14 protein-coding genes are annotated in these 13,566 nt (G+C 68.4%); 12 read left to right on the forward strand and 2 right to left on the reverse strand.

Annotated elements, in window-relative coordinates:
• The first annotated feature begins 85 nt into the window (after positions 1-85).
• The 4 genes from Q9R14_RS13195 to Q9R14_RS13210 are packed head-to-tail and all read left to right on the forward strand — an operon-like array spanning position 86 to position 3,002.
• Entirely contained in the window at positions 86-982 is an 897-nt protein-coding gene (locus Q9R14_RS13195; RefSeq protein ID WP_371929725.1) for a peptidylprolyl isomerase, read from the forward strand.
• Position 983: 1 nt separating this feature from the next.
• Positions 984-2,378, forward strand: coding sequence for a bifunctional glutamate N-acetyltransferase/amino-acid acetyltransferase ArgJ (argJ, locus tag Q9R14_RS13200; RefSeq protein WP_306002688.1), 1,395 nt, complete (start codon positions 984-986; stop codon positions 2,376-2,378).
• Positions 2,375-2,788, forward strand: a complete 414-nt coding sequence (locus Q9R14_RS13205; protein ID WP_045810978.1) for a (deoxy)nucleoside triphosphate pyrophosphohydrolase — start codon at positions 2,375-2,377, stop codon at positions 2,786-2,788. Before argJ ends, Q9R14_RS13205 begins: the two co-directional genes overlap by 4 nt.
• Before the next feature lie 25 nt (positions 2,789-2,813).
• Positions 2,814-3,002 carry a Flp family type IVb pilin gene (locus Q9R14_RS13210; protein WP_039246696.1) on the forward strand — a complete coding sequence of 63 codons (189 nt, stop codon included), beginning with the start codon at positions 2,814-2,816 and terminating at the stop codon, positions 3,000-3,002.
• Here Q9R14_RS13210 and Q9R14_RS13215 read toward each other — a convergent pair.
• Entirely contained in the window at positions 2,999-3,901 is a 903-nt protein-coding gene (locus Q9R14_RS13215; RefSeq protein WP_306002689.1) for a methyltransferase domain-containing protein, read from the reverse strand. The two genes, Q9R14_RS13210 and Q9R14_RS13215, sit on opposite strands and share 4 nt — an antisense overlap.
• Between Q9R14_RS13215 and Q9R14_RS13220 the strand changes: the two genes are divergently transcribed.
• From Q9R14_RS13220 to Q9R14_RS13240, 5 genes are all read left to right on the forward strand, one after another.
• Positions 3,900-4,694, forward strand: a complete 795-nt coding sequence (locus Q9R14_RS13220; RefSeq protein WP_306002690.1) for a ComF family protein — start codon at positions 3,900-3,902, stop codon at positions 4,692-4,694. The genes Q9R14_RS13215 and Q9R14_RS13220 overlap by 2 nt on opposite strands.
• 64 nt (positions 4,695-4,758) lie before the next feature.
• A complete protein-coding gene (gene grxC / locus Q9R14_RS13225) occupies positions 4,759-5,016 on the forward strand; it encodes a glutaredoxin 3 (RefSeq protein WP_055755096.1) in 258 nt (85 codons plus the stop codon).
• A gap of 3 nt (positions 5,017-5,019) precedes the next feature.
• Positions 5,020-5,859, forward strand: a complete 840-nt coding sequence (locus tag Q9R14_RS13230) for a carbon-nitrogen hydrolase family protein (RefSeq protein ID WP_306002691.1) — start codon at positions 5,020-5,022, stop codon at positions 5,857-5,859.
• Positions 5,860-5,865: 6 nt separating this feature from the next.
• The gene (locus Q9R14_RS13235) at positions 5,866-6,300 is read left to right on the forward strand and encodes a DUF1178 family protein (RefSeq protein ID WP_306002692.1); all 435 of its coding nucleotides are present in this window, start codon (positions 5,866-5,868) and stop codon (positions 6,298-6,300) included.
• On the forward strand, positions 6,300-6,797 hold the full coding sequence (locus Q9R14_RS13240; RefSeq protein ID WP_306002693.1) for a GNAT family N-acetyltransferase: 498 nt from the start codon (positions 6,300-6,302) through the stop codon (positions 6,795-6,797). The genes Q9R14_RS13235 and Q9R14_RS13240 overlap by 1 nt, the downstream gene beginning before the upstream one ends.
• Here the strand turns inward: Q9R14_RS13240 and Q9R14_RS13245 are convergent.
• A complete protein-coding gene (locus Q9R14_RS13245) occupies positions 6,794-7,099 on the reverse strand; it encodes a UrcA family protein (RefSeq protein ID WP_306002694.1) in 306 nt (101 codons plus the stop codon). The two genes, Q9R14_RS13240 and Q9R14_RS13245, sit on opposite strands and share 4 nt — an antisense overlap.
• Before the next feature lie 233 nt (positions 7,100-7,332).
• Between Q9R14_RS13245 and typA the strand changes: the two genes are divergently transcribed.
• Genes typA through murJ form a run of 3 tightly spaced genes read left to right on the forward strand, consistent with a single transcriptional unit; the run spans position 7,333 to position 13,554 of the window.
• Positions 7,333-9,165 carry a translational GTPase TypA gene (typA, locus tag Q9R14_RS13250; protein WP_306002695.1) on the forward strand — a complete coding sequence of 611 codons (1,833 nt, stop codon included), beginning with the start codon at positions 7,333-7,335 and terminating at the stop codon, positions 9,163-9,165.
• A 51-nt stretch (positions 9,166-9,216) separates the two neighbouring features.
• Entirely contained in the window at positions 9,217-11,922 is a 2,706-nt protein-coding gene (glnD, locus tag Q9R14_RS13255; RefSeq protein ID WP_306002696.1) for a [protein-PII] uridylyltransferase, read from the forward strand.
• 36 nt (positions 11,923-11,958) lie between these two features.
• Positions 11,959-13,554: a murein biosynthesis integral membrane protein MurJ gene (murJ, locus tag Q9R14_RS13260; protein ID WP_306002697.1), complete on the forward strand. Its 1,596-nt coding sequence runs from the start codon at positions 11,959-11,961 to the stop codon at positions 13,552-13,554.
• Positions 13,555-13,566: the final 12 nt, after the last annotated feature.

Raw genomic sequence — 13,566 nt, forward strand, 5'->3', positions numbered from 1 at the left:
CGACTTGGGCGCAGGCGGGACTTAAGCACCGGCCTAACCCCTGTCAACGCGAGGGGTTTTCGGCCGCCTTCGACGGAGCGCCCCCTTGACCCCATTCCGGCGATCTTCACGCATCCTGACGGCGGCCTTGCTGACGGCGACGCTTTCGACCGCCGCCTGTTCGCGCGGCGGCGACAACCGGCCGCCCGAACAGGGCGACCAGGCCGTGGCCACTGTGCAGGACGAGACCATCTGGGCCTCGGACGTGAAGCGCGAGGCGGTGGCGCAAGGCCTGATCGGCGAGGACGAGACGCTGGATACGACGTCGGATCTCTTCCGCCGGGTGCTGGACGAGGTGATCGATCAAAAGCTGCTGGCCGGAGAGGCGCAGCGGCGTCGACTGGATTCCTCGCCTCTGGCGCAGCGGCGTCTGGAAGCGACGCGCGAACGCATACTGGGCGACATGCTGGTCGAGAGCGTGGTCAACAAGGCCGTCTCGGACCAGGCGGTGCAGACCCTGTATAATGAGCAGTTGCGGCTGGCGAAGACCTCGGAAGAAATCCGCGTGCGGCTGATCCTGTCGCGCACCAAGCCCGAGGCGGACGCCGTGATCGGCATTCTGGGTCAGGGCGCCGGCTTCGAGGCAGTGGCGGCGGAGCGATCGATTGACGAAGCGACGCGGTTTTCCGGCGGCGACCTGGGCTATTCGACGCTGGACGTGATGCCCCAAGCCTATGCCGACGCCCTGCGCGACAAGCCGGCCGGTTCGACCGTCGGGCCGTTCCAGACCGAGGGCGGCTGGGCTGTTCTGAGGGTCGAGGACCGGCGCAAGGAAAACCCGCCGACGCTGGAGCAGGCCCGGCCGCAGATCCTGCGCTATCTGACCTATGAGGGCGTTCGGCAACTGCTGGAACAACTGCGCGGCAAGGCCAAGGTCGATGTGCGCCTGCCCGCGCAGACGCCGCCCGCATCGCCTGCTCCTTCCGCTCCTCCGGGCGCCTGACATGACCAAGCCTCCCTCCACGACCGGCCAGAAGATCGAGCATGCGTTCGAAAAGGCGCTGGACCCGTTCGCCACGGCGCTGAAGCGCGCCACCCGCACGCCGGGATCGGATGGGGCCACGGCCGCCGCGCCTGCGCCCGCCGCCGCCGGCAAGCCGGGTCTGGCCATCTCGCCACTGGCCGTGCCGTTCCCGACCATTCCGCCGATCGGGGGGGTCGAGATCGCGACCGCGCGCGCCGGCTTCTACAAGCACGAGCGTGACGACCTTGTGGTGTTCCGGTTCGCGCGCGGGACCAGCTGCGCCGGGGTCTTCACCCGCCACAAGATCGGCTCGGCGCCCGTCGATTGGTGCAAGAAGCATCTGGCCGGAGCCGAGGGCGGCAAGGATGTGCGCGCCCTGGTGATCAACGCCGGCTGCGCCAACGCCTTCACCGGCAAGGCCGGCGCCGACGCCGCGCGGCGCACGGCCTCGGAGGTCGCCAAACGGTTCGGCTGTCGCCAGCGCGACGTCATGCTGGCCTCGACCGGGGTGATCGGGGTGGTGCTGGACGACAAGAAGATCGTCACCAAACTGCCCGAGATCGAGAATGGGCTGGAGGCGGACGCCTGGGCCCGGGCGGGTCGCGGCATCATGACCACCGACACCTTCCCCAAGGGCTCCTACGCCGAGGCCGAGATCGAAGGCTACAAGGTCCGGATCGCCGGCATCGCCAAGGGATCGGGGATGATCGCGCCGGACATGGCGACCATGCTGGCCTTCATCGTCACCGATGCGGACATCCATCCGAACGTGCTGCAGGCGCTGCTGGGCCTGCATGTCCGCACCACCTTCAACAGCGTGACAGTGGATGGCGACACCTCGACCAACGACACGGCGCTGCTGTTCGCCACCGGGACGTCCGGCGCGCCGCGCATCGGGCGGGTCGGGGATCGCCGGCTGAAGAGCTTCTCGGCCGCCCTGGACAAGGTGATGCTGGACCTGGCGCACCAGCTGGTACGCGACGGCGAGGGCGCGACCAAGTTCGTCAAGGTGACGGTGGACGGCGCCGCCTCGCCCGCCTCGGCCCGCAAGCTGGCCAAGTCCATCGCCGACAGCCCCTTAGTCAAGACCGCCATCGCCGGTCAGGACGCCAACTGGGGCCGGGTCGTCATGGCGGTGGGCAAGACCGAGGAGCCGGTCGACCGCGACCGCCTGGCCATCAAGTTCGGCCCGCACCAGGCCGCCGTCGACGGCGCCCCGTCCCCGACCTACGACGAGGCCAAGATGACCGCCTATATGAAGAACCCCGAGATCGACATCACCGTCGATGTAGGTTCGGGCCGGGCGTCGGCGACCGTGTGGACCTGCGATCTGACCAAGGGCTACATCGAGATCAACGGCGATTATCGCTCGTGACCGACACGGCGCTTCCCACTGTCTTGGTCGTCGCCGTCGCCCTGATCGATGTGGATGGGCGGGTGCTGATCGCCAAACGTCCCGAGGGCAAGAAACTGGCCGGCCTGTGGGAGTTTCCGGGTGGCAAGGTGGAGCCCGGAGAGCGGCCGGAACAGGCCCTGATCCGCGAGCTGAAGGAAGAGCTGGGCATCGACGTCAGCGAAAACTGTCTGTCGCCGTTCGTTTTCGCCAGTCACGCTTACGATTCGTTTCACCTGTTGATGCCATTGTATCTGTGCCGACGGTGGGACGGCGTGGTCACCGCGCGTGAACACGACGGCCTGGCCTGGGTCAAGCCGAGCAAGCTTTCGGACTATCCCATGCCGCCGGCGGACGAACCTCTGGTCGCCTGGTTGCGCGACCTGCTCTGACCACCGCCGACCAGGGAGGCCGGCCATGCGACGTCTTATCGGCCGGTTCCTGCGCAATGAGAGCGGGGCCACAGCCATCGAATACGGCCTGCTCTGCGCCCTGATCTTCCTGGCGATCGTGACTTCGATCAGCGCCTTGGCGAACAGCCAGAACGGCGGCCTGGCCGCCACGGTGAACAAGCTGAGCGCCGCCATACAGGCCGCGATCAGCTAGTCCGGCTCTTCGCCGGTCATTTCCTTGACGCCCAGGGCATCGGCCAGCCGCGTCTTGGCCGAGCCACGCGGCAGGGGCTTCTGCTGGCTGTCGTGGGGCTTCCAGCCGGCCAGGTGAATTATCTCGAAGGTCGCCGGGATGCGGCCGTCGTCGAGACCGTATCGCTCGGCATAGAGGGCGGCGGCGCGCGCCACGATGCGGCGGCTTAAGGGTCGAACGGGCCCGTACAGCACATTGGTCTCGCCCATGGCGCGCAGGTCGCGGATCAGGGCGAACAGGTCGGCGTAGCGGACGGTGAAGCGGTCCACGTCCGACACCGGCAGGGCGAACCCGGCGCGCTGTAAGAGGGCCGCCCCGTCATAGCCGTCGGCGAAAGGCGAAACCCGCGCCTGGGCGCCGCCGCGCTCTTCCAATTCGACCTCGGTCAGGACGGCGCGAAGTTCTTTCAGCGTGCCCGCACCGAACAGCGTGCCGATGAACAGGCCGTCCGGTTTCAACGCGCGCCGGATCTGGGCCAGGGCGCCGGGCAGATCGTTGGCCCAGTGAAGGGTCAAAAGGGAAATGATCAGATCGGTCGAGGCATCGGCCAGCGGCAAAGCGTCCCCCCCCGGCGCTGCGCGTTGGGCCAGAGAGACGGGCGTCTGGACGGGGCCGACCCGTCCAGCGGCGTCGCTTGACCGAACCGCCGCATCGAACACGCCTGGATGGGCGGACAGATCGACCGCAACGGGAAAATCGCGCAGTATGGCTTCAAGGCTCTCGGCGGCGTTGGCGGCGGCGCGGGCATGCAGGAAGTCGGCCTGGGGGAACCGGGCGGCGGACCGCACGAGCCGCGCCTGACGTCGAACGGCGTCGAAGATGCGCGGGGGGCCGTCGGAAGGGGATTGGGGCGCGGTCATGGACGCACAGGATGGGGGCTGGCGACGCGCCTGGGAAGGGGCGGGGCGTCACTTGCGCGGCGCGGGGCGGGGACTGGCCGACCTGATCCTGCCGCCGATGGCGCACGACAGCCGTGAGGCGACGGCCGCGGCCGGCCTGACGCCCGACGCCTGGAGCCGGATCAGATTTCTGGAGGCGCCGGTCTGCGACGGCTGCGGAGCGGCCTTCGACTTCGACGGCGGCGCCTTCGCCGAGGATCGCTGCGCCGCCTGTATCGCCAAGCCCTACGCCTTCGCGAGGGCGCGGGCGGCCTGCCTGTATGACGAGGCGTCGCGTGGCCTAATCCTGAGGTTCAAGCACGGGGATCAGCAGCAGTTCGCGCCCCTGTTCGCGCGATGGATCGGGCGGGCCGCCGCCGATCTGGTCGAAGACGCGGACGTGGTCCTGCCCGTGCCGCTGCATCGGTTTCGCCTGTTGTCGCGACGGTTCAATCAGGCGGCCGAAATCGCCCGGCCGCTGGCCCGGCACGCCGGCCGCGACTATTTGCCCGACGCCCTGGTCCGCACGACCCACACGACCAGCCAGGGCGGCAAGAGCCAGCGCGGGCGGCGGCTGAACGTCAAGAAGGCCTTCGCTGTGACCGAGGCCGGCCGGCGTCGGATCCGGGGACGACGCATCCTTCTGATCGACGATGTGTTGACCACGGGCGCGACCGGAGAGGCCTGCGCGCGCGCCCTGATCGACGCCGGAGCGCGCGCCGTGGATCTCGCCGTCATCGCGCGGGTGCGAAACGCCCGTGAACTTATTATGTAGGCCCTAGCGCTCGCCGCGCGGCGGTTCGCTGCTTTAGGGCGCCCTCATTTCTGGAGATCTGAATTTGGCCGACGTCGTCATCTACACCAAGCCTGGCTGCCCCTACTGCTTCAGCGCGATGTCGCTGCTGAAGAAGAAGGGCGTGGACTATACGGAGATCGTCGCCTCCAACGATCCCGACAAGAAGGCCGAGATGGTCGAGAAGTCGGGCGGCCGCATGACCTTCCCGCAGATCTTCATCGACGGCCAGCACGTCGGCGGTTCCGACGATATCCACGCGCTGGATCGCGACGGCAAGCTGGACGGACTTCTGGCCGCCTGATCCATGAGCAGCGGGCTCGACATCGCCCTGATCCAGACGCGCACGCCGGCGACGGCGCGAGCGGCGCTGGCCCATGTCGAGCCCCTGATCTGCGAGGCGGCGTCGGGCGGGGCGAAGTTCGTCCTGACGCCCGAGGGGACCAATGTCCTGGAGCAACGCCGCGACCGGCGTGATGCGGCGATCACGACCGAGGACGAGGACGCCGCCGTGCTGGGTCTGCGTCGTCTGGCGGCGGAACTGGGCGTCTGGCTGCTGATCGGTTCGGCCATCGTCCGGTCGGGCCAGGCGGGAGACGGCCGCGCCGCCAATCGGTCTCTGCTGATCGATGCGTCGGGCGGGATCGTGGCCCGATACGACAAGCTGCACGTCTTCGACGTGAATCTGCCCAATGGCGAGACCTATCGCGAGAGCGCGACGGTGCGGCCCGGCGACGGGGCGGCGGTGGCGGATACGCCCTGGGGTCGGCTGGGCCTGACCATCTGCTACGACATCCGCTTTCCCCATCTGCATCGCCAACTGGCCAAGGCCGGGGCGTCGATGATCGCCGTGCCGGCCGCCTTCACCGCCCCGACCGGGGAGGCGCATTGGGAAACCCTGTTGCGCGCCCGCGCCATCGAGACGGGCGCCTTCATCCTGGCCCCGGCGCAGGGCGGACGGCACGAGGACGGCCGTCGCACCTGGGGGCGATCCACCGTCGTCGGACCCTGGGGCGAGATCATCGCCAAGGCGGATCACGACGAGCCTTGCATCGTGCGTGCGAAACTGGACATGGAGGCCGTGGCCAGGGCGCGCGCCGCCGTGCCCAGCCTGACCCACGATCGCGATTTCCTGCCCGCTGTTTGACGCCCCATGATCCGCTACGCCCTGAAATGCGACCAGGCCCACGCTTTCGAAGCCTGGTTCGGCTCTTCGACCGACTATGACGATCAGGCGGCGCGGGGGCTGGTGGAATGCCCGTTCTGCGGTTCGCACGCGGTCGAAAAGGCGATCATGGCCCCGGCCGTCAACGGCGCCCGCAAGGCTGATCCCGCCTCTGACGTCGCCGCCAAGATGCAGACGATGATGATGGCCGCCGCCCGCGAGGTTCGCGCCCATGTCGAGGCCAACTTCGACTATGTCGGCGACGCCTTCGCCCGCGAGGCGCGCGACATTCACGAGGGCCGGTCCGAGAAGCGCGAAATCTATGGCGAGGCCACGCCCGCCGAGGTCAAGAAGCTGAAGGACGACGGCGTTCCGGTTTCCGCCCTGCCGGCTGCGCCCGTCGATCCGGCAAAGGTGAACTGATGACCCTGCAATGGCGGTCCATGCGGCCGACGGACATCGATGCGGTGGTGGAGGTGGCGCGGCTGTCGTTTCCCGATCATTTCGAGGATCGCGCCTGTTTCCAGAACCGGCTGGCGCTTTATCCGCGCGGCTGTTTCGTGCTGGCGGAGGGCGAGGGCGCCGCGCGGGGCTATCTCATCGCCTATCCATGGAAGACCGAGAGCGCGCCGCCGCTGAACACGGTGATCGAGGGTCTGCCGGCCCAGCCGGACCTGATCTATCTGCACGATCTGGCCCTGCACCCCGAGGCGCGGGGCGGGGGCGTGACTGGCGCCGTCGTCGAGCGTTTGGCCAAACAGGCGACGGAAGACGGCTGGCCCGCCATCGCCCTGGTCGCGGTCAATGACGCCGTCGGCTTCTGGTCACGACACGGTTTCGTCGAGCAACCCGCCGAAGCCATGGCGGCCAAGCTGGCCAGCTACGGCGCCGATGCCCGCTATATGCTTCGGCGGCTCTAGCGCCGATTGAGCGCGGTCTGTCCGCCCGCGCGCACGAAATGGATGCGCTGAGGACGGGGCAGGGCGACATAGGCCCGGCGTCTCATTTCACGCTCGCAGACGCTGGCGTCGCCAAGACTGTCAGGCGTCAGAACCGCGCGATGGACGGCGCACCAGTCATGGCTGGCGGCGCGAATGCGGCCGGCCAGGATCATCGCCTCGCCCGGTCGGGCCATGTTCAGCCCCTCGGCGTTCACATGCATGCCTGGCGCCTCGCCCGCGGCCAGGGCGGCGGCAAGCGCGGCTGCGATCATCAAACCCATAATCATCTCCCCTTCGGAATGGGCCTGCGTCAGGCCCGTCGTGGGAAGGAGGCGTCCGTCGGCGGCGTCGGATGCGGGATCGGGGATGAAATATCGGTAAGGCGGCGATCGCCGCGACGAACGCCCGCTCTGGTCTTTCTGTCCACATGCCTGTAAGAGGCGCGCGCCTCCCGCATGCCTTTTCATGACCAGCGGCCGCCCGTATGCCGGCCGCGCCTTTTCGCGATACTCAAATGAACCTGCGCAACGTCGCCATCATCGCCCACGTTGACCACGGCAAAACGACCCTGGTTGACCAACTGCTCGCCCAATCCGGCGTGTTCCGAGCCAATGAGGCGACGACCGAGCGCGCCATGGACTCCAACGACCAGGAAAAAGAGCGCGGCATCACCATCCTGGCCAAGTGCACCTCGGTGCTCTGGAACGGCAAGGCGGGCGAAACCCGCATCAACATCATCGACACCCCCGGCCACGCCGACTTCGGCGGCGAGGTCGAGCGCATCCTGGGCATGGTGGACGGCTGCGTCATCCTGGTCGACGCCGAAGAGGGCGTCATGCCCCAGACCAAGTTCGTGCTGACCAAGGCGCTGAAGATGGGCCTGCGCCCGATCCTGTGCATCAACAAGGTCGACCGCGCCCACGCCGATCCGGACCGCGTCCACAACGAAACCTTCGACCTGTTCGCCGCCATCGGCGCGACGGACGAGCAGCTGGACTTCCCGCACATCTACGCCTCGGGCCGCAACGGCTGGGCGACGCTGGACCTGAACCAGCCCAACGACAATCTGGCCCCGCTGTTCGACCTAATCGTCGATCACGTCCCGCCGCCCGCCGTTCAGGCCAACAAGGACAAGCCGTTCCGCATGCTGGACGTGCTGATCGAAAGCGATCCGTTCCTGGGCCGCCTGCTGACCGGCCGTATCGAGAGCGGCAAGGCCGTTCCCGGCATGGCGATCCACGCCCTGGACCGTGAAGGCAAGGAAATCGAACGCGGCCGCATCACCAAGGTGCTGGCCTTCCGCGGCCTGAAGCGTCAGGCCTTGGACGAGGGTTCGGAAGCGGGCGACATCGTCGCCATCGCGGGCATGTCCAAGGCGACCGTGGCCGACACCCTGTGCGCCATGGAAGTGACCGAGCCGCTGGACGCCCAGCCGATCGACCCGCCGACCATCTCCATGACCGTCTCGGTCAATGACAGCCCGCTGGCCGGTCGCGAAGGGGACAAGGTCCAGTCGCGCGTCATCCGCGATCGCCTGCTGAAGGAAGCCGAGGCCAATGTCGCCATCCGCGTCACCACGACCGAAGGCGGCGACGCCTATGAAGTCGCCGGCCGTGGCGAACTGCAGCTGGGCGTTCTGATCGAGAACATGCGCCGCGAAGGCTTCGAGGTCTCGATCTCGCGTCCGCGCGTCGTGTTCAAGGAAGGCGAGAACGGCGAGAAGCTGGAGCCGATCGAAGACGTCATGATCGACGTCGACGACGAGTTCTCGGGCATCGTCATCGAGAAGCTGTCGGCCCGTAAGGCCGAAATGACCGACATGGGACCGTCGGGCGCCGGCAAGACCCGCATCCAGCTGAAAGCCCCGTCGCGCTCGCTGATCGGCTATCAGGGCGAGTTCCTGACCGATACACGCGGTTCGGGCGTGCTGAACCGCGTGTTCAGCCACTATGAGCCGCACAAGGGCGCAATCGCCGGTCGTCTGAAGGGCGTTCTGATCTCGAACTCCGACGGTGAAACCGCCGCCTTCGCCCTGTGGAACCTGGAAGATCGCGGCGTCATGTTCGTCGGCGCGGGCGAAAAGACCTATCAGGGCATGATCATCGGCGAGAACGCGCGCTGGGACGACCTGGACGTCAACCCGATCAAGGGCAAGCAGCTGACCAACGTCCGCGCCGCCGGCAAGGACGAGGCCGTTCGCCTGACCCCGCCGCGCCAGATGTCGCTGGAACAGGCCATCGCCTATATCGACGACGACGAGCTGGTCGAGGTGACGCCCAAGTCCATCCGCCTGCGCAAGCAGGTGCTGAACCCGTCGTTCCGCAAGAAGCGCGTTCGCCCGGAGTAGTCCGCAATCCCTGACTGACGCGGGGTGGGATGGGGCCTATAGACGGCTGACATGAACGCCTCGCCCAGTCTGGATGACCGCCTTGATGAGGCCGCCCGCGCGGAAAACCCGCGCGCGGCGGTCTCTGTCGTTTTGCGCGAGACCTATGACGCCGCCCGCGCGCGGGCCGAGCGCAAGCTGGATGGCGGCATGAAGGGTCGCGACGTGGCGCGCCTTTACGCCGCCGCCGCCGACGAGATGCTGGCCGGCCTGTGGCGGGTGGCGACCCAGACCCTGTGGCCGACCTCGCCGGTCGAGGCCGAACGGCTGGCCCTGGTCGCGGTCGGGGGGTACGGCCGGGGGGTGCTGGCGCCGCATTCCGATCTGGACCTGCTGTTTTTGAGATCGTCCAAGGCGACGCCGCGCGGCGAGCAGGTGATCCAGTTCGTCCTCTATGTGCTGTGGGACCTGGGAGCCAAGGTCGGGTCGGCGGTGCGTTCGGTCGAAGAGTGTCTGAGCCTGTCGCGGACAGACATGACGGTGCGGACGACCCTGCTGGAGGCGCGTCCGCTGGCGGGGGACGAGGCGCTGGCCCAGCTGATGATCGGCCGGTTCCGCGACATGGTGTCGAAATCCGATCCGCGCCCCTTCATCGCCGCCAAGCTGGAGGAGCGGGCCGCCCGGCACGAGAAGGCCGGCTCGACCCGCTACAAGGTCGAACCCAACGTCAAGGACGGCAAGGGCGGCTTGCGCGACCTGAACACCCTGTACTGGATCGCCCGGTCCCTGGCGCCCGAAAGCCGGCTGGGCGCGACGGTGATGGACGAACTGTTCACCCCGCGCGAGCGCCGGACGTCGGACGAGGCGTTCGATTTCCTGTGGCGGGTCCGCATCCATCTGCATCTGATCGCGGGCCGGGCCGAAGAGAAGCTGACGTTCGACATGCAGCCCGAAGTGGCGCGGCGCATGGGCTGGCGTGGGCGCGGCGACGAACCGGCGGTCGAGCGGTTCATGCGGCGATACTTTCTGGTGGCCCGCGACGTCGGCGCCCTGACCCGCGCCATGTCGGCCAAGCTGGAGGCGCGCCACCAGAAGACGGCGCACGGCCTGTCGCGTCTGATGGCGCCGTTCCGACCCGCCCCCCGCCGCAAGCTGGAGGTCGAGGGGTTCTGGATCGATCAGGGCCGTCTGTCGGTCGAGGGGCCGGAGGTGTTCGCCGCCGATCCGGTCAAGCTGCTGACCCTGTTCGTCTGCGCCGACAAACATGACCTGGACCTGCATCCGGACGCCTTTTCGGCGGTGACGCGGTCGCTGTCGCTGGTGACGCCCCGGCTGAGGCGCGATCCGGCGGCGACGCGGGCGTTCCTGGACGTTCTGGCGCACGGGCAGCGGCCCTATCGCGTCCTGACCATCATGAACGAGACGGGTTTGCTGGGCCGGTTCCTGCCCGAATGGGGGCGGATCGTCGGCCAGACCCAGTTCAACATGTACCACGCCTATACGGTCGACGAGCACACGCTGCAGGCCATCGGCATCATCAACGACATCGCGCGCGGCAAGCTGAAGACCGACCACCCGATGGCCAGCGAGATCGTGCATCTGATCTCGGACATGGAAGCCCTGATGCTGGGCATGCTGCTGCACGACGTCGGCAAGGGCGGCGAGCGGGGGCAGCTGGAGGACGGCGCCATCGCCGCGCGTCGGGCGTGCGAGCGGCTGGGCGTCGATCCGCGCCGGATCGAACTGGTCGTCTGGCTGGTGCGCAGCCATCTGGCGCTGTCGGACTATGCCCAGAAGCGCGACTTGTCGGACCCGGCGACGATCCGCGCCTTCGCCGAACTGGTCGGCGATCCCGAGCGGCTGCGGATGCTGCTGGTCCTGACGGTCGCCGATATCCGGGCCGTGGGGCCGGGGGTGTGGAACGGCTGGAAGGGTCAGCTGATGCGCACCCTCTACAACCAGGTCGCCGCCCTGTTCCGGGGCGAGGACGTGACGCACGAGGACCCGCTGGCGGCGCATCCGGCCCTGGTCCAGCGGGCGCGCGAGACGGGCGCGGCGGCTGAAGCGGCGCCGACCGCGCCTGTGCAGGGGCTGACGGTCCAGACCACCGAAATCTCCATCGCCGCCGCCGACCGACCGGGCCTGTTCGCCGATCTGGCCCAGACGATGGCCGCCCTGGGCGCCGACGTGACCGACGCCCGGGTGGCGACCGAGGACGGTGTCGTCCTGGACGTGTTTCGCGTTCAGGACGGGGCGGGCCTGCCCTACGGCCAGGCCGAACCCCGCCGACTGAAGGCCCTGGTCGAGGCGCTGGAAAAGGCTGCGCGGGGCGAGGGCCGCATCGGCCAGGCGCCCGATCCGACCGGCAATGCGCGCAAGGCGGCCTTCGAAGTTCGGCCCGTGGTCATGGTCGATCACCACGCCAGCGAAGTCGCCACCGTGGTCGAGGTGTCCTGCGCCGACCGGCCGGGCCTTCTTGCGGACCTGTCGCGCGTGTTCAACGACGAGGGCCTGAGCATCCGCTCCGCCCACGTCGCCAGCTATGGCGAGCGGGCGGTGGACAGTTTCTACGTCGTGGATCGCAAAGGGCGGAAGATCACCTCGGAACAGCGGATCACCGAACTGCGCACGGCGCTTGAGGCCGTGCTGGACAGCCGCGCGCCCGCGCCCGCTGGACGCAAGGTCGCCTCGGCTCGCGCCAGCGCGCGCGACGTCTCCGACCTGGGCCGCCGCAGCCCGCGCGCAAAGCCCGTATCGCCCGGCGAACAAGCGCGCTAAGCGACAACCTTCCTCCGCGCCCTGTCGAATGTCCGCATGAGCCTCGCCCGAAACACCCTGGTGCAGTCGACCCTGACGCTGGGCAGTCGAATTCTCGGCTTCGTGCGCGACATGGCGCTGGCGGCGCGCTTCGGCCAGGGGCCGATGATGGACGCCTTCACCACGGCGTTGATGCTGCCCAACATGTTCCGCCGCCTGTTCGCCGAAGGCGCCTTCGCCCAGGCCTTCGTGCCGGTCTATGGCGGGGTTCGGGCGCGCGAAGGCGAAGAGGCGGCAGCCGTCACGGCGTCCGAGGCGCTCAGCTTCATGCTGGCGGTCGTCGCCGGCTTCTGCATCCTGCTGCAGGTCGTGATGCCCTGGATCATGCCGTGGCTGCTGTCGGCCTATCGCGACCAGCCGATGGTGCTGCGCGCGGCCGTGATCGCGACCCAGCTGGCCATGCCCTATCTGGCCTGTATGACCGTGGCCTCTCTTTTATCGGGCGTGCTGAACACCGGCGGTCGGTTCGCCCTGTCAGCGGCCGTGCCGGTGTTTTTGAACCTGTGCACCCTGGCCGCCTTGATTCCGCCGCTGATCCTGCCGATCCCACAGGAGACAGTGCTGCTGATGGTGACGGCGGCGGTGACGGCATCGGGCTTGATCCAGGCCGGTCTCTTGTGGTGGGGCGTGCGGCGTCTGGGCGTTCGGCTGAAGATCGGTTTGCCGCGCATCACGCCGAATGTGCGTCACACCCTGGCGCTGGCCGTGCCCGGCGCCCTGGCGGGCGGGGCGCTGCAGATCAACTCTCTGGTGTCGCAGTTCCTGACCGGGTCGGACGAGGGCGCGCGTTCGGTCCTGTATAACGCAGACCGCCTGTATCAACTGCCGCTGGGGCTGGTGGGCGTCGCCATCGGCCTGGCCCTGGTGCCGCGCCTGACCAGGGCGTTCGTCGATGGCGATCACGAGGGCGGGCAAAAGACTCTGGACGACGGCATCAACCTGGCGATGGCCTTCACCCTGCCAGCGGCCGTGGCCCTGTTCGTCATTCCCTTCTTCATCATCGACGCGACGGTGACGCGCGGCGCCTTCACCTCGGCCGACGCCGCCCGCACCGCCGACGTTTTGCGTCAGTTCGCCTGGGGCGTGCCGGCCTTCGTGCTGGCCAAGGTGCTGACCCCGCCCTTCTTCGCGCGCCAGGACACGCGCCGGCCGATGATCTTCGCCGTGGCCAGCGTAGTCATCACCGTCATCCTGGGCTCGGCCCTGTTCTTCTGGTTCCGTCGTCAGGGCTGGGACGGGGTGCTGGGCCTGGCCATCGCCACCAGCACCTCGGCCTGGGTCAATGTCGCTCTGCTGGGCGACGTCCTGATCCGCGAGAACAGCTGGCGGCCGTCGCCAGCTTTCCTTTCGCGCATCGCCCGCGTGATCGCCGCCAGCGCCATGATGGCCGCCCTGCTGTTCGCCGCCGACGTCTTCTATCCGCAGCTTAGCCGACTGTTCCTGGCCAAGGAGATCGCGGTCCTGGTGGTCTGCGGCGCCGGAGCCGGGCTTTACGGCTTCTGCCTGCTGGCTTTCCGGGCCGTCACGCTCTCGGAACTGAAGGCCACGCTGAGGCGCGAGCCCGGCGGCGGCGCAGTCTCCGGTCTGGACTGACAGGCGGCGAAC

It is taken from the genome of Brevundimonas sp. C43 (genome assembly GCF_030732185.1).
Classification (GTDB): Bacteria; Pseudomonadota; Alphaproteobacteria; order Caulobacterales; family Caulobacteraceae; genus Brevundimonas; species Brevundimonas diminuta_C.

Coding starts and splice junctions, on each gene's coding strand:
- Q9R14_RS13230 (WP_306002691.1), top strand. CDS start 5,020: ATGAGCAGCGGGCTCGACATCGCCCTGATCCAGACGCGCACGCCGGCG.
- argJ (WP_306002688.1), top strand. CDS start 984: ATGACCAAGCCTCCCTCCACGACCGGCCAGAAGATCGAGCATGCGTTC.
- murJ (WP_306002697.1), top strand. CDS start 11,959: ATGAGCCTCGCCCGAAACACCCTGGTGCAGTCGACCCTGACGCTGGGC.
- Q9R14_RS13245 (WP_306002694.1), bottom strand. CDS start 7,099: ATGGGTTTGATGATCGCAGCCGCGCTTGCCGCCGCCCTGGCCGCGGGC.
- Q9R14_RS13240 (WP_306002693.1), top strand. CDS start 6,300: ATGACCCTGCAATGGCGGTCCATGCGGCCGACGGACATCGATGCGGTG.
- Q9R14_RS13220 (WP_306002690.1), top strand. CDS start 3,900: ATGGACGCACAGGATGGGGGCTGGCGACGCGCCTGGGAAGGGGCGGGG.
- Q9R14_RS13210 (WP_039246696.1), top strand. CDS start 2,814: ATGCGACGTCTTATCGGCCGGTTCCTGCGCAATGAGAGCGGGGCCACA.
- Q9R14_RS13235 (WP_306002692.1), top strand. CDS start 5,866: ATGATCCGCTACGCCCTGAAATGCGACCAGGCCCACGCTTTCGAAGCC.
- Q9R14_RS13215 (WP_306002689.1), bottom strand. CDS start 3,901: ATGACCGCGCCCCAATCCCCTTCCGACGGCCCCCCGCGCATCTTCGAC.
- glnD (WP_306002696.1), top strand. CDS start 9,217: ATGAACGCCTCGCCCAGTCTGGATGACCGCCTTGATGAGGCCGCCCGC.
- typA (WP_306002695.1), top strand. CDS start 7,333: ATGAACCTGCGCAACGTCGCCATCATCGCCCACGTTGACCACGGCAAA.